This window comes from Mycobacterium sp. SMC-13 (assembly GCF_045311035.1).
Lineage (GTDB): Bacteria > Actinomycetota > Actinomycetes > Mycobacteriales > Mycobacteriaceae > Mycobacterium.
This window is the reverse complement of sequence record NZ_JBJIAI010000003.1, coordinates 124859-145057: the sequence shown is the minus strand read 5'-3', so window position 1 is coordinate 145057 and position 20199 is coordinate 124859. Positions and strand designations below refer to the sequence as shown.

Annotated in this window: 23 protein-coding genes; 14 read left to right on the top strand and 9 right to left on the bottom strand. The window is 68.0% G+C overall.

What is annotated here, in order from left to right; translation table 11 throughout:
• Positions 1 to 140: 140 nt before the first annotated feature.
• From ACJH6I_RS06840 to ACJH6I_RS06830, 3 genes are all read left to right on the top strand, one after another.
• On the top strand, positions 141 to 395 hold the full coding sequence (locus ACJH6I_RS06840; RefSeq protein ID WP_060998932.1) for a hypothetical protein: 255 nt from the start codon (positions 141 to 143) through the stop codon (positions 393 to 395).
• Positions 396 to 585: 190 nt separating this feature from the next.
• Positions 586 to 2037: an RNA polymerase sigma factor gene (locus tag ACJH6I_RS06835; protein ID WP_060998930.1), complete on the top strand. Its 1452-nt coding sequence runs from the start codon at positions 586 to 588 to the stop codon at positions 2035 to 2037.
• Positions 2038 to 2158: 121 nt separating this feature from the next.
• Complete coding sequence (locus ACJH6I_RS06830) at positions 2159 to 2737, top strand: hypothetical protein (RefSeq protein WP_131808708.1); 579 nt, start codon at positions 2159 to 2161, stop codon at positions 2735 to 2737.
• Between the two features lie 8 nt (positions 2738 to 2745).
• Here ACJH6I_RS06830 and ACJH6I_RS06825 read toward each other — a convergent pair whose 3' ends face one another.
• Genes ACJH6I_RS06825 through ACJH6I_RS06810 form a run of 4 tightly spaced genes read right to left on the bottom strand, consistent with a single transcriptional unit; the run spans position 2746 to position 7686 of the window.
• A complete protein-coding gene (locus tag ACJH6I_RS06825) occupies positions 2746 to 3594 on the bottom strand; it encodes an LLM class F420-dependent oxidoreductase (RefSeq protein WP_060998928.1) in 849 nt (282 codons plus the stop codon).
• A 15-nt stretch (positions 3595 to 3609) separates the two neighbouring features.
• Positions 3610 to 4455, bottom strand: coding sequence for an LLM class F420-dependent oxidoreductase (locus ACJH6I_RS06820; protein WP_406775560.1), 846 nt, complete (start codon positions 4453 to 4455; stop codon positions 3610 to 3612).
• Positions 4456 to 4497: 42 nt separating this feature from the next.
• A complete protein-coding gene (locus ACJH6I_RS06815) occupies positions 4498 to 5973 on the bottom strand; it encodes an ATP-binding protein (RefSeq protein ID WP_060998925.1) in 1476 nt (491 codons plus the stop codon).
• A 12-nt stretch (positions 5974 to 5985) separates the two neighbouring features.
• Complete coding sequence (locus tag ACJH6I_RS06810; protein WP_060998923.1) at positions 5986 to 7686, bottom strand: FAD-dependent oxidoreductase; 1701 nt, start codon at positions 7684 to 7686, stop codon at positions 5986 to 5988.
• Positions 7687 to 7951: 265 nt separating this feature from the next.
• Between ACJH6I_RS06810 and infA the strand changes: the two genes are divergently transcribed.
• The 8 genes from infA to truA all read left to right on the top strand — a co-directional run bounded on the left by infA (position 7952) and on the right by truA (position 12537).
• On the top strand, positions 7952 to 8173 hold the full coding sequence (gene infA / locus ACJH6I_RS06805; protein ID WP_003886926.1) for a translation initiation factor IF-1: 222 nt from the start codon (positions 7952 to 7954) through the stop codon (positions 8171 to 8173).
• Between the two features lie 48 nt (positions 8174 to 8221).
• On the top strand, positions 8222 to 8335 hold the full coding sequence (gene rpmJ, locus ACJH6I_RS06800; protein ID WP_003879483.1) for a 50S ribosomal protein L36: 114 nt from the start codon (positions 8222 to 8224) through the stop codon (positions 8333 to 8335).
• A 155-nt stretch (positions 8336 to 8490) separates the two neighbouring features.
• Entirely contained in the window at positions 8491 to 8865 is a 375-nt protein-coding gene (rpsM, locus tag ACJH6I_RS06795; protein WP_060998921.1) for a 30S ribosomal protein S13, read from the top strand.
• A gap of 4 nt (positions 8866 to 8869) precedes the next feature.
• Complete coding sequence (gene rpsK / locus ACJH6I_RS06790; RefSeq protein WP_020101461.1) at positions 8870 to 9286, top strand: 30S ribosomal protein S11; 417 nt, start codon at positions 8870 to 8872, stop codon at positions 9284 to 9286.
• Positions 9287 to 9300: 14 nt separating this feature from the next.
• The gene (gene rpsD / locus ACJH6I_RS06785; protein ID WP_060998918.1) at positions 9301 to 9906 is read left to right on the top strand and encodes a 30S ribosomal protein S4; all 606 of its coding nucleotides are present in this window, start codon (positions 9301 to 9303) and stop codon (positions 9904 to 9906) included.
• Between the two features lie 84 nt (positions 9907 to 9990).
• Positions 9991 to 11043, top strand: coding sequence for a DNA-directed RNA polymerase subunit alpha (locus tag ACJH6I_RS06780; protein ID WP_060998916.1), 1053 nt, complete (start codon positions 9991 to 9993; stop codon positions 11041 to 11043).
• 62 nt (positions 11044 to 11105) lie between these two features.
• On the top strand, positions 11106 to 11657 hold the full coding sequence (gene rplQ, locus ACJH6I_RS06775; protein WP_212806895.1) for a 50S ribosomal protein L17: 552 nt from the start codon (positions 11106 to 11108) through the stop codon (positions 11655 to 11657).
• The gene (truA, locus tag ACJH6I_RS06770) at positions 11641 to 12537 is read left to right on the top strand and encodes a tRNA pseudouridine(38-40) synthase TruA (protein ID WP_212806894.1); all 897 of its coding nucleotides are present in this window, start codon (positions 11641 to 11643) and stop codon (positions 12535 to 12537) included. The genes rplQ and truA overlap by 17 nt, the downstream gene beginning before the upstream one ends.
• Positions 12538 to 12539: 2 nt before the next feature.
• On the opposite strand, the gene ACJH6I_RS06765 is transcribed toward truA, so the two are convergent.
• From ACJH6I_RS06765 to ACJH6I_RS06745, 5 genes are all read right to left on the bottom strand, one after another.
• Positions 12540 to 13265: a cutinase family protein gene (locus ACJH6I_RS06765; protein ID WP_226519452.1), complete on the bottom strand. Its 726-nt coding sequence runs from the start codon at positions 13263 to 13265 to the stop codon at positions 12540 to 12542.
• A gap of 20 nt (positions 13266 to 13285) precedes the next feature.
• A complete protein-coding gene (locus ACJH6I_RS06760) occupies positions 13286 to 13891 on the bottom strand; it encodes a cutinase family protein (RefSeq protein WP_166427947.1) in 606 nt (201 codons plus the stop codon).
• 114 nt (positions 13892 to 14005) lie between these two features.
• Complete coding sequence (locus ACJH6I_RS06755; RefSeq protein WP_318987044.1) at positions 14006 to 14617, bottom strand: cutinase family protein; 612 nt, start codon at positions 14615 to 14617, stop codon at positions 14006 to 14008.
• Positions 14618 to 14727: 110 nt separating this feature from the next.
• Positions 14728 to 15396 (bottom strand): cutinase family protein, encoded by a 669-nt coding sequence (locus ACJH6I_RS06750; protein ID WP_318987022.1) that lies wholly within the window; start codon positions 15394 to 15396, stop codon positions 14728 to 14730.
• A 15-nt stretch (positions 15397 to 15411) separates the two neighbouring features.
• Positions 15412 to 16389 (bottom strand): EamA family transporter, encoded by a 978-nt coding sequence (locus tag ACJH6I_RS06745; protein ID WP_318987045.1) that lies wholly within the window; start codon positions 16387 to 16389, stop codon positions 15412 to 15414.
• Positions 16390 to 16509: 120 nt separating this feature from the next.
• On the opposite strand from ACJH6I_RS06745, the gene ACJH6I_RS06740 reads away from it, so the two are divergent.
• From ACJH6I_RS06740 to eccB, 3 genes are all read left to right on the top strand, one after another.
• The gene (locus ACJH6I_RS06740; protein ID WP_318987023.1) at positions 16510 to 17064 is read left to right on the top strand and encodes a CGNR zinc finger domain-containing protein; all 555 of its coding nucleotides are present in this window, start codon (positions 16510 to 16512) and stop codon (positions 17062 to 17064) included.
• A gap of 95 nt (positions 17065 to 17159) precedes the next feature.
• Positions 17160 to 18713: a glycerol kinase GlpK gene (gene glpK, locus ACJH6I_RS06735; protein ID WP_406783899.1), complete on the top strand. Its 1554-nt coding sequence runs from the start codon at positions 17160 to 17162 to the stop codon at positions 18711 to 18713.
• A gap of 115 nt (positions 18714 to 18828) precedes the next feature.
• Complete coding sequence (gene eccB, locus ACJH6I_RS06730; protein WP_061007231.1) at positions 18829 to 20178, top strand: type VII secretion protein EccB; 1350 nt, start codon at positions 18829 to 18831, stop codon at positions 20176 to 20178.
• Positions 20179 to 20199 lie beyond the last annotated feature (21 nt).

Below are 20199 nucleotides of genomic sequence, written 5' to 3'. Positions count from 1 at the left end.
GCCGGCAGCAGAGTCTGACAAGTTTTTTCGTGGCAATTCGGATTCTTCCGAAAAAAAGTGTCCCCGGCGTCCGGGGGTCGCGCTCCTACCTATGACAGAGCCCGCACGGGGCGTCTGCAACACCGAACAAGGAGCGCGAAATGACCAACAACACCCCTGCCAAGCGGCAGTCTCTTGCGAAGCGGGCTGCCGCGGCAGCGCTGCTGTCCGGCAGCATGGCCCTGGCCGGCATGGGCCTGACGGCGGGCACCGCACAAGCCCAGCCGTCCATCCCTGCTCCGCAGACCTGGGGCCACGACTACTGCTCGTGGGCCTGGTGGGACTGGGAGCACTGCCACTACTACTGGCACTGGTACGACTGGGACTGGAAGCACTCCGACCACAAGAAGCACTGACTGGCCGTGATGGCACCCCGCCTGCGCGGATTCGAGACGCAGCCGGGTCCGGTGTTGAACCGGGTCCAGGCTGCTCTCGTTCTCCTCAATGAAGCCAACGCCGATGCTCGTTGATTCGGCAAACCATCTCGCCTTCGCCGGATTAGCATCAGTGCATACCGGCGATCGATCCGGTACGGGAGCCCGTCTCATGACCGCAGTGCCAGATTGGGACATTGTCAGCGACGCCGACTTGGTCGGCGCCGCGCTCTCCGGAGACCGCATGGCATTTGCCGGTATTTATGACCGCTATGCCGACCGGCTCCACGACTTCTGCGTCGGCATGGTCCGGGACCGCGATGCTGCCGCGGACTGCGTCCAGGACGTGTTCTGCACTGCCGCAACAGCTTTGGACAAGTTGCGGGAACCCGACAAGCTGCGCCCCTGGCTGTACGCGATTGCCAGGAACGAGGCGCTGCGCCGGATCCGGCAGCGGCGCCGCGAAGAACCGTCAGACGAACTGCCCGACGAGGCGTCCGGGGACGCCGGGCCCGACACGCTGGCAGCCCGCAACGAACTGGCCAAACTGGTCGCCGAAGCGGCCGGCGGGTTGTCCGACCGCGACCGCGCGGTGCTGGAGCTGGGCTACCGCCACGGACTGGAGGGGCCTGAACTTGCCGAGGCCCTCGGCGTCAGTACCGCCAGCGCCAAGAAGATCATGCAGCGGTTGCGCGACACCATGGAACGCTCGCTGGGCGCGCTGTTGGTCGCCCGACGCGGACAGAGTGGTAACAGCTGTGCGGAGTTGGGCGCGATCCTCGCCGGGTGGGACGGGACTTTCACCATCCTGATGCGCAAGCGGATCGCCCGTCACATCGAAAGTTGCCCGACGTGCGATCAGGACCGTCGCCGGATGGTCAACCCGGTCGCGCTGCTCGGCGGCACGCCGCTGTTCATCCCCGCGCCGACCTGGCTGCGCGACCGCACACTGAATCGGATTCAGCTGACCTCGGCGTCCGCCGATCTGGACAGCGCACCCACCGCGGCACAGAGTGCGCTGCCGGATGCGCCGACCGAGCAGTTCGCCGCGGCCGACGGGCTCGCCGCGGAACCGGCCACCAGGCAGCCGAATGGCCGCGTGATGCTGACGATGTCGCTGCTGATCGGCATTCCACTGATCATGCTGGCGCTGACCATCGCCTGGCGGTACGAAACCAACGCCCCGGTCGCCCCGAAAGGCGTCACCACCTCCGTCACCCCGCCACCGAGCACGACGCCGGAGAACCCGGTGACCACGACCGTCGCACCTCCGCCCAGCCCGACCGCCGTCGTCACCGCGCCTATCGAGCCGACGACGGTCCTTCCGCCACGGGCGGTCCCGCCGCCGCAGCAGTCGCCGGTGCCGCTGCCGCCGGCCGCGCCGGTCGTGACGCCGCCGCCGTCAACACGGCCGGTGCCACCGCCGCGACGTCCGCGGCCGCCCGTCGTCAGTGAAGAACCGTCGCCGCCGAGCAAACAGCCGCCCGTGATCACCGAGCCGTCGCCGTCGCCCACCCCGCCGCCGACGACGACGCACAAGCCGCCGCGCCCGCTGCCACCTGGCCCCGTGGGGCCGATCGAACCGGCACCGGTGACGACGACGCAGGGACCAATCATCTACTAGCCCGGCCGATGTCGAGCCGAGAAGCAAAGCCCGCCAAAAGTTGTCCCGTCGTGGGTGCCGCGCGACTCCTACCTGTGAGAGCCGCCCATCCGGGACCGCGAGAACGACACAGGAGCACGCCATGTCCACTGCCATGACCGCCACACTGCCGAACCTGGAGTACTCATCCGACCCGGCCAGTGGAAGCCTCCACGGGCTCCCGACGATGCCGTTCGCGGCGCTGGCCTGGTCGCTGGCCGAGTCGGGAGACGCCGAAGAACCTTTGGCGCCGAACCTGATTCCCGCCGCACCGCTCGCGTCGACGCGGTCACCGAAAAGCACACGGGGCGCGCTCGTCGCGGTGGTGTTCGGCGGGGTCACCGTCGCTGCCGCGCTCGGCGCGATCCTCCTCGGCGGCAGCGATGAGCCGTCGACTCCGCTGGCCGTCGTCGACCACACGCGGTCGACTCCGTACGTCGCGCCGGCCGCGGCCCCGATGGCGACCGCCAATCATGTGGCAGGTCCGGCACCGGCGCCGGTGGCCGGCGTGGTGAGCGCGCCCGTCGTCGTCCCGCCGAAGGCCGTCGTGCCGCCGCAGCCGGTTGCCGCGCCGCCCATCGCCGAGGCCCCGAAGCCGACGCAGCGCCGGCCGCACTGGGACTGGCTGCGCCGCATCTGGCAGCACCACGACCAGCAGGACGGTCAAGGCCAAAAGCGCTGAGCGCCAGGCTATCCGCGTAAGCCGAGCGGACCCGCCAGCGCCGTCAGCGTCGGCACCAGCTTGTCCCAGCCGCCCAGCACCTGGACGGTCACGTGATCGGCGCCGGCGTCGAGATGCTCGGTGAGCCGTGCGGCGATGGCATCGGGTGTTCCGTGCGCGACCACCGCGTCGATCAACGCGTCGCTGCCCGGCTTGGCGATGTCGTCTTCGGAGAAGCCGAGCCGGCGCCAATTGTTCAGGTAGTTACTGAGATTCAGGTAGAAGTCGACGGTCTGCCGGCCGATGGCCCGTGCCTCCGCGGTGGCCTCGGCCGATCCGTCGGTCAGCACGACCTTGTGCTCGGGTGCCAGGAACGCGTCCGGCCCGATGAGCTGGCGCGCTTCTGCCGTGTGCTCAGGGGTGGTGAGGTACGGGTGCGCACCGGCGCTGCGGTCGGCCGCCAGCCGCAACACCTTCGGGCCGAGGGCCGCGACCACCCGGCGCGCGACCGGAACGCCCGCGGCGTCCAGCTCGTCCAGGTACTCGACGAGGACGTCGTAGGGCTTGCGGTACTCCTTGGTGTGCTCGGGGTGGCCGATGCCGACGCCCAGCACGAACCGTCCCGGGTAGGCCGCCTCGATCCGGTGGTACGACTCGGCGACCTGCCCGGCCGGGGCCGTCCACACGTTGACGATGCCGGTGGCCACCTGCAATTTCTCCGTCGCGGCCAGGATCGGCTCGACGAACGCCAGGTCGCCGGCGGGGGAGCCGCCCGGCCACACCGCGCCGTACCCCAACTTCTCGATCTCGGCGGCCTGCTCGGGCGTAGGGGCGCCGAACGTCCACACCCCGACGCGGCCCAGATCCAGCTTGCTCATGCGCGATCCTTCCAGTTACCGCAGGCCCAGCGGGCCGGCGAGTTCGGTCAGTGCGGGTACCAGTTTCTCGGGCGACGTCAGCACCTGAACCGGTACGTGGTCGGCGCCGGCGTCGAGGTGCTGCTTGAGCCGGGCGGCGATCGCGTCGACGGTGCCGTACGCCACCACGGCATCGACGAGCTCGTCACTGCCAGGCTTGGCGACGTCAGAGTCATTGAATCCCAACCGCTTCCAGCTGTTGAGGTAATTGTTCAGATTGAGGTAAATCTCCAGGGCCTGGCGCCCGACCGCGCGCGCCTTGTCCGCGTCGGTCGTCAGGATCGCCTTGTGCTCGGGCGCCAGGAACGCGTCCGGCCCGATCAACTCACGCGCTTGGGCGGTGTGCTCCGGCGTGGTCAGGTAGGGGTGGGCGCCGGCGCTGCGCCGGGCCGAGAGCTTGAGCACCTGCGGGCCGAGTGCGGCCACGACGCGGTGCTCCTTCGGCACGCCGTACTCGTCGAGCTTGTCGAGGTATTCGGTGAGTGCGTCGAGCGGCTTCTTGTATTCGGCGATGGCCTCGCGGTGACCGACGCCGATGCCCAGCAGGAAGCGGCCCGGATAGGCGGAGTTGATGCGGTGGAACGACTCGGCCACCGGTCCCGCTGCCGCCGTCCAGATGTTGACGATGCCGGTCGCGACCTTCAGCCGCTCCGTCGCGCCGAGCAGTGGCTCGACCCAGTCCAATTCCGCGGGCGGGGATCCCCCGACCCAGATCGCGCCGTAGCCCAGCGCTTCGATTTCTGCTGCCTGTTGCGGCGTCGCGCCGCGCCCGAATACGCCGTAGCGCCCAAGGTCTGGTTTGGTCACCTTTGCGGCAACTATGGGGCGCGGGCGGCTATTCCGTTCGGCGCGCGGTGATTCGAACTATCCCGTTGTCCCAGCCAGAATTTCTTCTGGCGCGGGTGCGTGCACGGGCAGCGTGACGATGAACGTGGTGTCGCCCGGCTTGGATTCGACGTAGATGTTGCCGTGGTGCTTCTCGCAGATGATGCGCCACGCCAGATCGAGCCCCAGGCCGGTGCCCTCGCCGAACGGCTTGGTCGTGAAGAACGGGGTGAAGATGCGCTCGATGACGTCGGGCGGAATGCCCGGGCCGTTGTCGTTGATCTCGATCCGGACGGTGTCGTCGCCGGCGCGCTTGGTGCGGATCGTCAGCACTCCACAGCCCTTCATGGCCTGCAGTGCGTTGTCGATGATGTTCGTCCACACCTGGTTCAGATCTGCTGGGTAGCACTGCAATTCGGGCAGCGCCGGGTCGTACTCCTTGACGACCTTGACGCAGGTGGTGCCGTCCTTGCCGATGCGGTCACCGAACATCATCAGCGTGCTGCGCAGGAGGTCGTGCACGTTGGCGTTCTGATAGGGGGCCCGGTCCATCTGGGAGTACTGCTTGGCACCGGCCAGCAGCGTCGAAATCCGCTTGCTCGCTTCGGAAATCTCACACATCAGCAGCTCGGTGTCGATGGTGTACTTCAGCCAGCCCAGCGCGCCCTGCAACGTCGCGGACGAGTCGGCGCTCCCGATGGATGACGAAATGCCTTCCAGCCAAGCGACATCCAGGCCGGCGTCGACGAAGGTGGGGGCGTAGTCCCACGCGGACGCGATGTCGTGGTCCTCCAGCCATTCGCCGATCTGGTCTTCACGGTCGGACGCCTCGATGGCCGACAGTTCCTGGGTCCTGGCCTTGGCCACCTGCTCGGCGATGCCCTCCTGGATGCCGACCAGCACCCGCAGCGACTGCGGGCTGACCTGGCCGTCGGCCAGCATGGCGAGCTTGTGGCGCATCTTGCCGATCCGGTCGTGCAGGTCGGCGACGGCGCGGGCGGTCGCGGCAGCCGGGTTGTTGAGCTGGTGGGTCAGCCCCGCCGAGAGCTGGCCGAGCGCGAGGAGCTTCTCGCGCTGGCCGACGATCTGCCGCCCGCGGCGGCCGCCGACCTTGTGGCCCTCCAGCAGGTGCACCGCCATCGGGAATTCCTTGCGCATGAAGTCGGCGTAGGCGTTGGCGTCCAGGACGAAGAACCGCGACGGCTTGGTCACCCGCACCGACGCCTCGTAGACCGGCTGCTCGTCGGGGATGTACGCGGACCAGGCGCCGCAGTACACGCCGCGCATCGAGGTGCGGTTGGTCTCGATGTCGATGCCGCCCGACTTCATCGACATCACCAGCTCGCCGTCGAGCATGACGTAGAAGCAGGTGGCCGGTTCGCCTTCGGTGCAGACGGGGCCGGGCTCGAACGTCGCGATGTGACCGTTGGCGCACAGCGTGTCCAGCTGCTCGTCGGTCAACGCCTCGAAAAGGAACAGCGTTTTCAGTTCACTTCGCGCGCACGTTTCGCCCATACCGGTCTCCTCCTACGTCTCGGCCAGATACCGGTGCACCAGCATCACTGCCATCGAGCCTTCGCCAACCGCGGCTGCGACCCGTTTGGCCGATTCAGCGCGGACATCTCCTGCAACAAACACACCGGGCACACTTGTTTCCAAGTGGTGCGGCGGCCGGTCCAGGTTCCAGCCGCAGACGTCCTTGAGATCCGGGCCGGTGAGGATGAAGCCGTGGTCGTCGCGGGCGATGCCGGCGTTCTCCAGCCACTGGGTGCGCGGGGTGGCGCCGATGAAACAGCACAGGCGCGTCGACTCGACGTGCTCGCGCTCGCCGGTGGCGTTGTTGACCAGCCACAGCCCGGTCAGGTGCCCGTCCTCGCCGCAGGTGTCGACCACCTCGGTGCAGGTCCGGACGCTGATGTTCGGGGTGTTCTCGATCTGCTGGATCAGGTAGTAGGACATCGACGCCTCGAGCGACTTGCCGCGTACCAGCAGCGTCACCGACTTGGCCTGCTGCGACATGAACATCGCGGCCTGGCCGGCGGAGTTCGCGCCGCCGACGATGTAGACGTCCTCGCCCGCGCATTCGGAGGCCTGCGACACCGAGGCGCCGTAGAAGACGCCGTTGCCGACATAGCTGTTGCCGACGCTGTCGGGGTCCTCCCAGCACCCGGCGACCTGCAGATGCCGGTAGTCGACGCCGGTGGCCAGGATGACCGACCGCGCGGTGATACTCCGGCCGTCGTCGAAGGTCAGCGTCTTGCTGGCCAGCGACGAGACGTCCAGCCCGACGACCTCACGGGTGGTGATGACCTCGGCGGCGAAGCGCTCGGCCTGCCGCCGCGCCGAGGTCGTCAGCTCGGCGCCCGAGATGCCGGTCTCGAAGCCCAAATAGTTCTCGATGCGCGAGCTGCGGCCCGCCTGCCCGCCGGTGGTGGTGCGCTCGATCAGGACCGTGCGCAGCCCCTCGGACGCGCCGTACACCGCGGCCGCCAGGCCGGCCGGTCCGCCGCCGATGACGGCCAGGTCGTACATCTCCAACGACGGTGTGGTCGACAGGCCGAGCATTCCGGCCAGCTGCGCGTCCGTCGGCTGGACCAGCGTCTCGCCCTGCTCGGAGGTCACCACCGGCAGCTCCAGCCCGTCCAGGCCGGCGGCGGTCAGCAGCTGCTTGCCCTTGGGCTCGTCCGACGCGTACGCGCGGTAGTAGTGCTGGTTGCGGGCCAGGAACTGGCGGACCTCCCACGAGCGGGGATTCCACCGGTGGCCGATCACCTTGGTGTGGGGGACGGCGCGGTCGCCGACCTCATGCCAGGCCTCCAGCAGGCCGTCGATGATCGGGTACAGCTTCTCCTCGGGCGGGTCCCACGGCTTGAGCAGGTAGTGGTCCAGGTCGACCAGGTTGATGGCGTTGATCGCGGCGTGGGTGTCCGCGTACGCGGTCAGCAGCACGCGGCGGGCCAGCGGGAACACGTCCATGGCCAGTTCCAGGAAGTCGATGCCGTTCATCTCCGGCATCTGGTAGTCCGCGATGAACATCGCCACGGTGTCGCCCCGTAGCTGCAGCTCGTTGATCGCGACCAGCGCGTCCTGTCCAGATTCGGCGCGTACGATCCGATAGCGCTCACCGTAGTGTTTGCGCAGGTCGCGGGCGACGGCCCGGGACACTGCGGGATCATCGTCCACGGTGAGAATCACCGGATTGCGAGCCGGGGAAGCGGGTCCAGTCATCGCTGTTCATTATGCGCCCTGACTTGCGAAGACGATGCGCCTACCTGGCCTCTGCCGGGGTGCTCCGCGGATTTTGGTCCCTGGGGTCCGAGCGGGTATCGTGGACCAACGGTGCAGCTTCTGCGCCGGCTCTTTGCGTGCTCTGTTCTGAAGTTCCCCGGAATTTCCTGGCATTAAGTCCACGTTCTTGTAGCCGGGGTGGGCTCTGCGCCAAGCACGGGCGTATGAGATACGAAACCGAAGAACCAGAGGATTACCAAAGAGTATGGCCAAGAAAGACGGCGCCATCGAGGTCGAGGGTCGCGTGATCGAGCCCCTGCCCAATGCGATGTTCCGCATTGAGCTGGAGAACGGTCACAAGGTGCTCGCCCACATCAGCGGCAAGATGCGGCAGCACTACATCCGCATCCTGCCGGAGGACCGTGTCGTAGTGGAGCTCTCTCCGTACGACCTGTCCCGTGGCCGCATCGTGTACCGCTACAAGTAACTCGCCCGAGCACCATCAATTCAGAACCGAGAAAAGGATCGCTAAGTCGTGAAGGTGAACCCGAGCGTCAAGCCGATCTGCGACAAGTGCAGGGTGATCCGCCGCCACGGCCGGGTCATGGTGATCTGCTCTGACCCGCGGCACAAGCAGCGGCAGGGCTAAACACCAGCTCAAGCAGCACCCAAAACTGAATGCAGACCTCCCAGTACCACTGAGGGCAGACGGCCCTCAACCACGTCCGGCACGGAGGCCGGACCCCGACCAAGACGGGGAACGGACTGGGATCAGACCTCCGCAACGAAAAGGAACACTGCCTGATGGCACGCCTCATGGGCGTTGATCTCCCGCGCGACAAGCGCATGGAGATCGCGCTGACCTACATCTACGGCATCGGCCGTACCCGCAGCCAGGAAATCCTGGCCGCCACCGGCATCGACCGGGACCTGCGCACCAAGGACCTCACCGACGACCAGGTGACCCAGCTGCGCGACTACATCGAAGGCAACCTCAAGGTCGAGGGTGACCTGCGCCGCGAGGTGCAGGCCGACATCCGTCGCAAGATCGAGATCGGTTGCTACCAGGGCCTGCGCCACCGTCGTGGCCTGCCCGTGCGTGGCCAGCGCACCAAGACCAACGCGCGTACCCGCAAGGGTCCGAAGCGCACCATCGCCGGCAAGAAGAAGGCCAGGTAAGTAAATGGCACCCACCAAGAAAGCCGGCGCTGCTTCCAAGCGCGGCAAGCCCACTCGTCGCCGGGAAAAGAAGAACGTCCCGCACGGCGCCGCTCACATCAAGAGCACGTTCAACAACACCATCGTCTCGATCACCGATCCCCAGGGCAACGTCATCGCCTGGGCCTCGTCGGGTCACGTCGGCTTCAAGGGTTCGCGCAAGAGCACCCCGTTCGCCGCGCAGCTCGCCGCCGAGAACGCTGCCCGCAAGGCGCAGGAGCACGGTGTCAAGAAGGTCGACGTTTTCGTGAAGGGTCCGGGTTCGGGCCGCGAGACCGCGATCCGTTCGCTGCAGGCTGCCGGCCTCGAGGTCGGCGCGATTTCCGACGTCACGCCGCAGCCGCACAACGGCTGCCGTCCGCCCAAGCGGCGCCGGGTCTAGGGAGGATCTGAAAAATGGCTCGTTATACCGGACCCGCCACCCGCAAGTCGCGCCGTCTCGGCGTCGACCTCGTCGGTGACGATCAGTCGTTCGAAAAGCGCCCCTACCCGCCCGGCCAGCACGGCCGCGCGCGGATCAAGGAGAGCGAATACCGCACCCAGCTGCAGGAGAAGCAGAAGGCTCGCTTCACCTACGGCGTCATGGAGAAGCAGTTCCGCAAGTACTACGAGGAAGCCAACCGCAAGGCTGGCAAGACCGGTGAGAACCTGCTGCAGATCCTCGAAAGCCGTCTGGACAACGTCGTGTACCGCGCCGGTCTGGCCCGTACCCGCCGCATGGCCCGTCAGCTGGTCAGCCACGGTCACTTCACCGTCAACGGTGTCAAGGTGAACATCCCGAGCTACCGGGTGTCGCAGTACGACATCATCGACATCAAGCCGAAGTCGCTGAACACCCTGCCGTTCCAGATCGCCCGTGAGGTCGCCGGCGAGCGTCCGGTGCCGTCGTGGCTGCAGGTTGTCGGCGAGCGTCAGCGCATCCTCGTGCACCAGCTGCCCGAGCGCGCCCAGATCGTCGTGCCGCTCACCGAGCAGCTGATCGTCGAGTTCTACTCGAAGTAATTCGAGTCCTGGTGGCCCGCCCAATCCCGGGCGGGCACCAACCAACCGGCATCAAATAGCGGGTGCCGAGAAGGAGATAGAAAAATGCTGATCTCTCAGCGACCCACCCTGTCCGAGGACGTGCTGGCCGACAACCGGTCGCGGTTCACCATCGAGCCGCTGGAGCCGGGCTTCGGCTACACCCTGGGTAACTCGCTGCGGCGCACGCTGCTGTCGTCCATCCCGGGCGCGGCGGTCACCAGCATCCGCATCGACGGTGTCCTGCACGAGTTCACCACCGTCCCCGGGGTCAAGGAAGACGTCACCGACATCATCCTGAACCTCAAGGGCCTGGTCGTCTCCTCGGAAGAAGACGAGCCGGTCACCATGTACCTGCGCAAGCAGGGCCCGGGTGCCGTCACCGCCGGTGACATCGTGCCCCCGGCCGGCGTCACGGTCCACAACCCGGACATGCACATCGCCACCCTGAACGACAAGGGCAAGCTGGAGGTCGAGCTCGTCGTCGAGCGCGGCCGCGGTTACGTCCCGGCCGTGCAGAACAAGGCTTCGGGTGCCGAGATCGGCCGTATCCCGGTCGACTCGATCTACTCGCCGGTGCTGAAGGTCACCTACAAGGTGGAGGCCACCCGCGTCGAGCAGCGCACCGACTTCGACAAGCTGATCCTGGATGTCGAGACCAAGAACTCGATCGCCCCGCGTGACGCACTGGCTTCGGCCGGTAAGACGCTGGTCGAGCTGTTCGGTCTGGCCCGTGAGCTCAATGTCGAGGCCGAAGGCATCGAGATCGGCCCGTCGCCGGCCGAGGCAGACCACATCGCCTCGTTCGCGCTGCCGATCGACGACCTGGAGCTGACCGTGCGGTCGTACAACTGCCTCAAGCGCGAGGGTGTGCACACCGTCGGCGAGCTGGTCTCGCGTACCGAGTCGGACCTGCTGGACATCCGTAACTTCGGCCAGAAGTCCATCGACGAGGTCAAGATCAAGCTGCACCAGCTGGGTCTGTCGCTCAAGGACAGCCCCGCCACGTTCGACCCGTCGCAGGTCGCCGGCTACGACGTGGCCACCGGCACCTGGAACAGCGATGCCAGCTATGACCTGGACGCCGACCAGGACTACGCCGAAACCGAACAGCTCTAAAGAAGAGATTCCGTCCCGGCCCTACCTGATACGGGGGCCGGCCCCAATTAGGAGAAGTTGCAATGCCCAAACCCACTAAGGGTGCTCGCCTCGGCGGGTCGTCGTCACACCAGGCCGCGATCCTGGCCAACCTGGCCACCTCGCTGTTCGAGCACGGCCGCATCAAGACCACTGATGCCAAGGCCCGGGCGTTGCGTCCGTACGCCGAGAAGCTCATCACCCACGCCAAGAAGGGCGCGCTGCACAACCGGCGCGAGGTGATGAAGAAGATCCGCGACAAGGACGTGGTGCACACCCTGTTCGCCGAGATCGCACCGCATTTCGTGGACCGCGAGGGCGGCTACACCCGCATCATCAAGGTCGAGAACCGCAAGGGCGACAACGCCCCCATGGCCGTGATCGAGCTGGTTCGGGAGAAGACCGTCGTCTCCGAGGCCGACCGCGCCCGTCGTGCGGCCGCCGCTCAGGCGAAGGCTGCCGAGGCCGAGGCTCCCGCTGAGGAAGCCGCCGTCGAGGCTCCGGTTGCCGAGGTCGAAGCTGCCGACGAGGGCATCGCCGACGCTCAGACCGCTGAGGCCGAGGCTGAGGCGACCGAGGATGAGGCCAAGTCCTAATCACGCTGTGAACGACGTGCCCGCCATCGAATCCGATGGCGGGCACGTTCGTTTACGGCTGGATATCTCTTACGACGGCACCGAATTCGCCGGTTGGGCACCGCAGGTCGGGCAACGCACGGTTGCCGGTGTCATCGAAGAGACGTTGTCGACGGTGTTCCGTGAGCCGGTGCGCCTGGTCACCGCAGGGCGGACCGATACCGGCGTGCATGCCACCGGGCAGGTCGCGCATGTCGATGTGCCTTCTGCCGCACTGAGATTCGTCTATCCGCGCACACCCCGCCCCGGCGATCCGGAGTTCCTGCCGCTGGTGCGCCGGCTCGCGCGCTTCCTGCCTGCCGATGTGCGGGTCCGCCAGATCGTTCGGGCCGCACCGGGATTCGATGCCCGGTTCTCCGCGTTGCGGCGGCATTACGAGTACCGGTTGTCGTTGGCGCCGTACGGTGTCGAGCCGCAGCAGGCGCGCTTCATCACGCCGTGGTCGCGGCCTCTGGACCTGGAGGCGATGACGGCCGCATCGCGGGAGTTGTTGGGGCTGCAGGATTTTGCCGCGTTCTGCCGATTCCGGGAGGGTGCGACGACCATCCGGGATCTGCAGCGGCTCGACTGGCAGCGCTCGGGTGATCTGGTCACCGCCCACGTGACGGCCGATGCCTTCTGCTGGAACATGGTGCGGTCGCTGGTCGGCGCGCTGCTCGCCGTGGGGGAGGGCCGTCGCGAACCTGGTTGGATCGCAGGCCTTTTGGCGGCCGACAGTCGGTCGAGCGAGTACGCAGCCGCCCCGGCGCGGGGCCTGACCCTGGTGTCGGTGGATTACCCGCCCGACGATCAGCTGGCGTCGCGGATCGCCGTCACCCGGGATTTACGTACACTCGACTGAGCTCACGGGGCCGGCGGTGGGGGCGGGGCCAGGCGGGCGGCGACGAAGTCGGCGGCCTGATCGACCATGCCGGACCCGATGTAGCCGTCCTGCAGGTGGTTCTGCCAGTCGCCCTGCAGCTGGGTGATGGTTTGCGGAAGTCCGGCCATGCACACGGGATCGGCGCCGTTGCACTGGTCGATGGTGCGATCGAGATAGGCCGGGCCGATGTTGGAGCCACCCATGCGGTGGGTGACGTTGCCGAACAGTGCGACGGCCGCGATGTGGGTGTCCATGCCGGGCGGCAGCGGCCGGTTGAACCCGAATCCCTTGCCGTCGGAGGACAATGCCACGGCCGCCGAAGCGGCACCCAGCGAGTAACCGCCGATGATCAACCGGGTGTCGGGGCATCGTGCGGCCATGTCCTGAATGCGCGAGCTGATGTCGTTGGCGCCCTGGGCGATTTCGACGTTGGCGGGGTAGTTCACCGCGTAGACCCCGACGTTCAGCGGTGTCTTGGCGCGCAGCGCATCGACGAATGCGCCTCCCACCCGGCCGACGCCCGGTCGCTCGTTGCGGCCGCGCGCGAAGATCACCTCCGCCTGCGGGCACGGGTCCGCCGCTGCGACGCCGATGACAGCTGCAGGGGTTACGGCCGTCGCGGCCACCAGGCCGGTGGCAACCGACGCTGCCGCGCCGGCCAGGGCGACGGCAGACCGGACGGACGTCATGACGGAGCGGGGGGTCATGGCTGGAGTCTAGCGGCGCGTCACAGACGCGCAGCCACGAACTTCGCGGCCTGGGTCACCATGCCGGACTTGATGTAGCCCGGCGCGAGGTGATCCTGCCATTCGGAACGCCATTTGTAGGGGCTGCTCGGGTTGCAGACCGGGTCGTCGGAATGGCAGAGATCGATGGTCCGATTCTGATACGTCGGGCTCAGCGCGGTGATGGGCAGGGCCCAGTTGGCGCCATTTCCGAAGAGTGCGACGGCCGCGATGTGCTGATCGGCGCCGCGGGGCAGGGGGCTGTTGAAGGTGAAGGCCGAAATCGGTACCGCGATAACCAGATCGGTGGCGGCGGCGCCCAATGAGTAACCGCCGAGCACGATTTTGGTCGCAGGGCAGTTGCGGGCGAGCCATTGCACACGCCGGCTCATGTCATTGGCGCCAACGTCGACCTGGGTGTCCGCGGGGTAATTCACCGGGTACAGACCGATATTCGGGCCGCGGAGCTGACGCAGCGCGGTGACGAATGCGGCGCCGACCTGTCCGGGTCCGGGCGGTTCCATCCGGCCGCGCGCGAACACGACCTCCGCGGGTGCGCAGGTGGCAGCGGCGTTCGCCACGCCAATGTCCGTGAGCAACACGGACATTGGCGCGACGCCGACAGTCAGAGCGGTGATCAGCACACAGAGCGTCCGGCGGCCAATCACAAATCCGATGGTATCCCGACGAATTGACGGTCTCGTCGAGAAATGATGCCAGCCTTACAACAATCCGGCGACGAAGTTGGCCGCTTCGTTGGTCGGGCCGCCCGCATAGCTCTTGTGCGCGGGCACGCTCTGACCGTCGGTCTGGCAGATCGGATCGCCCGCGTTGCACAGGTCGATGACCTTGCCGCCCCACACCGGGCTTGCCGTCAACGGCAGGCCCAACTTGGCGGACGGGTTGCCGAACACCGCGATCCCCGCGACGTGGCCGGCGGCCTCCGGCGGCAGCGGGTTGTTGAAACCGATGCCCGGAACCGGGATGGCGCCGATGACGTCCATCACCGCGGCGCCCTGCGAGTAGCCGCCGAGCACCTGCCGGGTGTTCGGGCAGTTCTCGGCCATCCACTGGACGTGGGCGCTGGCGTCGTTGGCGCCGTCAGCGGCGGCAAGGAAGTCGTACGACGCCGGGTAGACGACGGCGTAGGCCCCGACCGAGCGGCCACCGACCTTGTTGCGCAACTGATTCACGAACGCCCCGCCGACCCGGCCCAGACCGGGGTCTTCGGACGTACCGCGGGCGAACGTCACCTCGATGTCGGGGCAGTTGGCTGCGGCGGCGGTGCCGACGGCACCCAGCGACGGCGGCGTCAGCACTGTGATGCCGGCCATGATTACGGTGGTTGCGGTGCCGGCGAAGGCCCGGCGCAGTGCACTGATGATCACACCGAATCCTAACCGTGAGTCCGGATGTGGTTCGGCGACAGGCGCTTAGCGGCCGGTCAGACGCGCGAGGCGATGAACTGCGCGGCCTGCCCGATGTACTCGGACGACTCATAGCGCGAGTGCGCGAACGGGTTTCGGCCACGCGAGCAGATCGGGTCGCCCCACAGACACAGGTCGACCGAGCGGTTCGAGAACAGGCCCATGGAGTCCAGCGGATGGCTGAATTTCGCTGACGGGTTGCCGAATACGGCGGCAGCCGCGACCCGGTTCGCGAGCTCTGCGGGCAGCGGCGGTGCCGAGCCGACATCGCCGATGCGGTCACCGAGCGGCGGAACGCCGGCCAGCATGTCGACGACCGCGGCGCCCTGCGAGTACCCACCGAGCACGATCTTGGTGCTGGGGCACTGCTGCGCCATCAAGGCGATGCGGTTCTGCGCGTCTGCCGCGCCGTCCTGTGCGGTGAGGAAGTCGTAGGACGCCGGGTACTCGACGGCGTAGCCGGTGACCGTGCGGCTGCCGACCAGGGGCTGGATGGCGTCGACCAGGACCGAGCCGACGCGGCCCATGCCGGGGTCGTCGTGCGTGCCGCGGGCGAAGATCACCTCGATGTTCGGGCAGGGGTCTGCCTGGGCGGGTGCCGACGGCAGCAGCGCGGTTCCGGAGATGACGGTGGCGGCGATTGCGGCCACTCGGACCGACATGCTGAGCAAGGTCACGCGGGCCATCTTCACATATGGGGCTCAACTACGGCCAATTGTTTGACCTGCTGGCAAACCCTCCGGGCTGTCGGGCCAGTCGTCGTGCCAGGTCGCTTCGCCGCGGTCGCCCTGGCGGGCAAGCGCCAGACCGGCCAGCACCACCGCGCCGCCCAGCAATTGGATTCCGGTGATGGCCTCACCCAGCAGTGCCCACGCCGCCAGCACGGCGAACATCACCTCGGACAGGCCGACCAGCGAGGCGAACCGGGGCTGCAGGCGGGCGATGCCCATGATGCCGAAGGTGTAGGCCAGCGCGGTCGGCACGATGGCCAGGGCGATGACGGGGACCAGCCAGGACGTCGTCAGGCCGGCCAGCGTGGTGGCGTGGCTGGTGAAGGCCAGCGGCATGACGCCCGAGACGCCCAGCAGTGCCACCGCCGCGGCGCCGACGATCAGGCCGCCGGTGGCCAGGGTGATGGAGTGCAGGCCGGTGCCGTCGGCGCTGGCCTTGTCGGACATGACGAAGTAGCAGGCGGCGCAGATGGCGGCGCCCATGCCCCAGGCGATGCCGGCGAGGCTGATCTGGGTTCCGGTGTGGCTGCCGGGTCCGACCAGGCCGAGCACCAGCGTGATGCCGGCGATGGCGATCGCGACGCCGGCGAGCGTGAGGGTGCTGGGGCGGCGCCGGGTCGTGGCCCATACCCAGCCGACCACCAGCAGGGGTGCGGCGTACTCGAGCAGCAGGGCCACGCCGACCGGCAAATAGGTGACGGCGTTGAAGTAGCACAGCTGGGCGCCCGCGATCGGGATGGCGCCGTAGGCGACGACGGTCCCTTTGTGGCTCAGGGCTTCGCGCACCCAGCCCCGGCGCAGGATGGTCGCGACGACGGCCATGATGAGCGCGCCGCCGGTCAGCCGGGCGACCACCGCGGCGGTGGGGCTCCAGCCGGCCTCGATCAGGGACTTGCCGAGCGCGCCGGCCATGCCGAAGGTGAACGCCGATGCGACGGCGAAGATCATGCCGGTCCGGAAGTGGCCGGCCGTGGTGCCGTTCGACGCAGTCACGGGCCACCTCCGATGATGTAATGAGTGAAGTTGGGATTGGTCATGACGCTACGGAGGGCGGGTGTAACGAGTCAAATGAATTTCAGTCATGACACGGAACTCACGCTGCGCGCCGCGTGCGTGTTGATCAACAGTGATCGGGTCGACGGTGACCAGCTGGCCGATCTGGCGGCTCTCGACGGGTATCTGAACGACTTCGGCTGGACGGGCCGGCGCGACCGCGACACCGCGGAGCTGGCCGCGGTGCAGGCGCTCCGCGAGCGCCTCGGTGAGTTGTGGGCCGTGGTTGGGGACGAGGAGGCGGTAGTCGACCGTGTCAACGCCCTGCTCCGCGACACCCGCGCCAACCCATGGCTGACGCGGCACCCCGAGATGCCGGAATGGCACCTGCACCTGGCGGCCGACCGGGACCCACTGGCCCAGCGGATGGGCGCCGAGATGGCGATGGCCCTCGCCGACCTGATCCGCGCCGGTGAACTGCGCCGGCTCAAGACGTGCGCGGCGTCGGACTGCACCGCGGTGCTGATCGACATGTCGCGCAACCGATCCCGCATCTTCTGCGACACCGGGAACTGCGGGAACCGGCAGCACGTCGCGGCGTACCGCGAACGTCGCGCCCGCGAGAACTGACCGTCGGCGCCCGACGCGCCCGGCGCCGGATACCGCAATGCATCGCGTGAGGAGCCCGCGTCTCCTACCGTGATGTCCGACAGCGGACGCAGCGTCTGCGCGACAGGACGTTCGAGCGGAAGGACGGGCCATTGGCCGAATTCGTGGCGGCCATCGACCAGGGCACCACCAGCACCCGGGCGATGATCTTCGATCACTCAGGTCGCGAGGTCGGACGCCACCAGCTCGAACACGAGCAGATCCTGCCGCGGGCCGGGTGGGTCGAGCACAATCCCGTCGAGATCTGGGAGCGCACCGGCTCGGTGCTGCAGACCGCGCTGAACAAGACCCGGCTGTCGGCGTCCGATCTCGTCGCGCTCGGCATCACCAACCAGCGTGAGACGACGATGGTGTGGAACAAGCGCACCGGGCGCCCGTACCACCACGCGATCGTCTGGCAGGACACCCGCACCGACCGCATCGCCTCCGCGCTGGACCGCGACGGCCACGGCGACGTCATCCGCCGCAAGGCCGGCCTGCCGCCGGCGACCTACTTCTCCGGCGGCAAGATCCAGTGGATCCTCGAGAACGTCGACGGCGTGCGCGAAGCCGCCGAACGTGGTGACGCGATCTTCGGCACCTGCGACACCTGGGTGCTGTGGAACCTGACCGGCGGCACCCGCGGCGGCGTGCACATCACCGACGTCACCAACGCCAGCCGCACCATGCTGATGAACCTCGAGACCCTCGACTGGGACGACGAACTGTTGTCGTTCTTCGGGATTCCGCGCCAGATGCTGCCGACCATCGCGTCGTCGTCGGTGTCGGAGCCCTACGGGCTGACGGCGGCCGACGGCCCGCTCGGTGCGCCGGTGCCCGTCACCGGCATCCTCGGCGACCAGCAGGCCGCCATGGTCGGGCAGGTGTGTCTGTCGGCGGGCGAGGCCAAGAACACCTATGGCACAGGCAATTTCTTGCTGCTCAACACCGGTGAGAAGATCGTGCGCTCCGAGCACGGGCTGCTGACGACGGTGTGCTATCGGTTCGGTGACGCGAAACCCGTTTACGCCCTTGAGGGTTCGATCGCCGTCACCGGATCGGCCGTGCAGTGGCTGCGGGACCAGTTGGGCATCATCGCGGGGGCCTCCGACAGTGAGACGCTCGCCCGCCAGGTCGAGGACAACGGCGGCGTCTACTTCGTGCCGGCGTTCTCGGGACTCTTTGCGCCGTACTGGCGTTCGGACGCGCGCGGCGCGATCGTCGGCCTGTCGCGGTTCAACACCAACGCCCACATCGCCCGGGCCACACTCGAAGCCATCTGCTACCAGAGCCGCGACGTCGTCGACGCCATGGCCGCGGACTCCGGCGTCCACCTCGAGGTACTCAAGGTCGACGGCGGCATCACCGCCAACGAACTGTGCATGCAGATCCAGGCCGACGTGCTGGGCGTCGAAGTGGTGAAACCCGTTGTCGCCGAGACCACTGCGCTCGGCGCGGCCTACGCCGCGGGGCTGGGGGTCGGCTTCTGGTCGAACCCCGACGAGCTGCGCGCCAACTGGCAGGAGCACAAGCGCTGGGCGCCGTCGTGGGACGACGGCCAGCGCTCCGCCGGGTACGCCGGCTGGCAGAAGGCCGTCGGCCGCACCCTCGACTGGGTCGACCTCTCCTAGGGATTTGTGCACGATTTTCCGCGGTTGGCGCGGAAAATCGTGCACAAATCCCTGGCGAGAATTGGTGTCGGGGCATGCGTCTGCCCGCGGTTAGGCTGCTAGCCGGGGGATGGACATGGCTCGGGGGCAGGGCGCGCAACTGGAGGCCAGCGGCCGGCGCTTTCAGACGCGGCGGCTGATCCACGCACTGGTGCGTGGCGACGCGGCGATGGTCGACGAACCCATTCGCGCGCAATCGATTTCGTACGCGGCGGGCTGGCTCGCCGCACTGCTGGCGGTGGCAGTATGCGCGGTGATCGCGATCGCCTCACCGGCGGGCCGGCTGGGGGACGCGCCGATCGTCATGGTCCGGGATACCGGCGCGCTGTACGTCCGGATCGGGTCGACGTGGCATCCCGCCCTGAATCTCGCGTCCGCGCGGCTCGTCGCCAACTCCGCAGCCAACCCGGTAGCGGTCGACGCCGAGGCGATCGCGGGCGCACCGCGCGGCCCGCTCGTCGGAATCCCGGGTGCACCAGCACAATTGGGCCGGCCGCTCGCGGCGACGTCGTGGCAGGTGTGTGACAACGGAACGACGGTAATGATCGCCGGTACGGACACGATCGGACCTGACGGTGCGCGGCCCATCTTGGCGACGGCGGCGGGTGAGCACCTGGCCGCCACGTATCTGCTGTACGGCGGCAAGCGCGCCGCGGTGGACCTGCGTGACCTCGCGGTGGTCCGGGCGCTGCGGCTCGACGGCGTGACGCCCCGGCCGGTGTCGCGATCATTTCTCGACCTGCTGCCCGAGCTGCCCGCGATCACCGCGCCGTCGATTCCGGGGCTCGGCAGGACGGGGCCGGGCGGCTTCGTTGTCGGGCAGGTGCTGCGGGTGAGCCGCGCCGACGCTCCCGAACATCACGTGGTCCTCGGCGGCGGTCTGCAGCGCGTCGGCGACGTGGCGGCCGATGTCATCCGGTTCACCCATGGAGTGGCCGACGGTGACCTTCGCACCGTGCCGCCGGCGGCCATCGCCGGCATTCCCGCTGTCCATGACCTTGCGGTGTCGACGTTTCCGGACCAGGCGAGCCCGCCACTGCCGAGCGAGGCCCCGGTCTGCGCACGGTGGCGGGCCGACGGCGATCGTGCGGATACCGTTGTCGTGCAAGGGAAACCGGATGCGGCCGCGGTGGCGCTGGCGCAGGAGGACGGCGACGGTCCGAACATCGATGCCGTGGCATTACCGCCGGGCCGGTATGCGTACGTGCACGCCACCGGGGTGACCGGTGGATCGGTGACCGGACCGCTGTACCTGGTGACGGACAGTGGCGTGCGGTACGGCATCCACGATGCCGAGACGGCGAAGTATCTCGGGGTGGAGGGTGCGCCGCTGCCCGCACCGTGGCCGCTGCTGGCCCGGTTGCCGGGCGGGCCCGAATTGAGTGTGGCGGCGGCCGAGGTGCTGCGCGACGGCCTGTCGCCGTAGCGACGCGGCAGGTTTGCCATG

Excerpts from the sequence above, each read along its gene's own strand:
- ACJH6I_RS06840 (WP_060998932.1), top strand. The coding sequence starts at position 141 with ATGACCAACAACACCCCTGCCAAGCGGCAGTCTCTTGCGAAGCGGGCT.
- ACJH6I_RS06835 (WP_060998930.1), top strand. The coding sequence starts at position 586 with ATGACCGCAGTGCCAGATTGGGACATTGTCAGCGACGCCGACTTGGTC.
- ACJH6I_RS06830 (WP_131808708.1), top strand. The coding sequence starts at position 2,159 with ATGTCCACTGCCATGACCGCCACACTGCCGAACCTGGAGTACTCATCC.
- ACJH6I_RS06825 (WP_060998928.1), bottom strand. The coding sequence starts at position 3,594 with ATGAGCAAGCTGGATCTGGGCCGCGTCGGGGTGTGGACGTTCGGCGCC.
- ACJH6I_RS06815 (WP_060998925.1), bottom strand. The coding sequence starts at position 5,973 with ATGGGCGAAACGTGCGCGCGAAGTGAACTGAAAACGCTGTTCCTTTTC.
- ACJH6I_RS06810 (WP_060998923.1), bottom strand. The coding sequence starts at position 7,686 with ATGACTGGACCCGCTTCCCCGGCTCGCAATCCGGTGATTCTCACCGTG.
- infA (WP_003886926.1), top strand. The coding sequence starts at position 7,952 with ATGGCCAAGAAAGACGGCGCCATCGAGGTCGAGGGTCGCGTGATCGAG.
- rpsM (WP_060998921.1), top strand. The coding sequence starts at position 8,491 with ATGGCACGCCTCATGGGCGTTGATCTCCCGCGCGACAAGCGCATGGAG.
- rpsK (WP_020101461.1), top strand. The coding sequence starts at position 8,870 with ATGGCACCCACCAAGAAAGCCGGCGCTGCTTCCAAGCGCGGCAAGCCC.
- rpsD (WP_060998918.1), top strand. The coding sequence starts at position 9,301 with ATGGCTCGTTATACCGGACCCGCCACCCGCAAGTCGCGCCGTCTCGGC.
- ACJH6I_RS06780 (WP_060998916.1), top strand. The coding sequence starts at position 9,991 with ATGCTGATCTCTCAGCGACCCACCCTGTCCGAGGACGTGCTGGCCGAC.
- rplQ (WP_212806895.1), top strand. The coding sequence starts at position 11,106 with ATGCCCAAACCCACTAAGGGTGCTCGCCTCGGCGGGTCGTCGTCACAC.
- truA (WP_212806894.1), top strand. The coding sequence starts at position 11,641 with ATGAGGCCAAGTCCTAATCACGCTGTGAACGACGTGCCCGCCATCGAA.
- ACJH6I_RS06765 (WP_226519452.1), bottom strand. The coding sequence starts at position 13,265 with ATGACCCCCCGCTCCGTCATGACGTCCGTCCGGTCTGCCGTCGCCCTG.
- ACJH6I_RS06760 (WP_166427947.1), bottom strand. The coding sequence starts at position 13,891 with ATGTCCGTGTTGCTCACGGACATTGGCGTGGCGAACGCCGCTGCCACC.
- ACJH6I_RS06755 (WP_318987044.1), bottom strand. The coding sequence starts at position 14,617 with ATGGCCGGCATCACAGTGCTGACGCCGCCGTCGCTGGGTGCCGTCGGC.
- ACJH6I_RS06750 (WP_318987022.1), bottom strand. The coding sequence starts at position 15,396 with ATGGCCCGCGTGACCTTGCTCAGCATGTCGGTCCGAGTGGCCGCAATC.
- ACJH6I_RS06745 (WP_318987045.1), bottom strand. The coding sequence starts at position 16,389 with ATGATCTTCGCCGTCGCATCGGCGTTCACCTTCGGCATGGCCGGCGCG.
- ACJH6I_RS06740 (WP_318987023.1), top strand. The coding sequence starts at position 16,510 with ATGAATTTCAGTCATGACACGGAACTCACGCTGCGCGCCGCGTGCGTG.
- eccB (WP_061007231.1), top strand. The coding sequence starts at position 18,829 with ATGGCTCGGGGGCAGGGCGCGCAACTGGAGGCCAGCGGCCGGCGCTTT.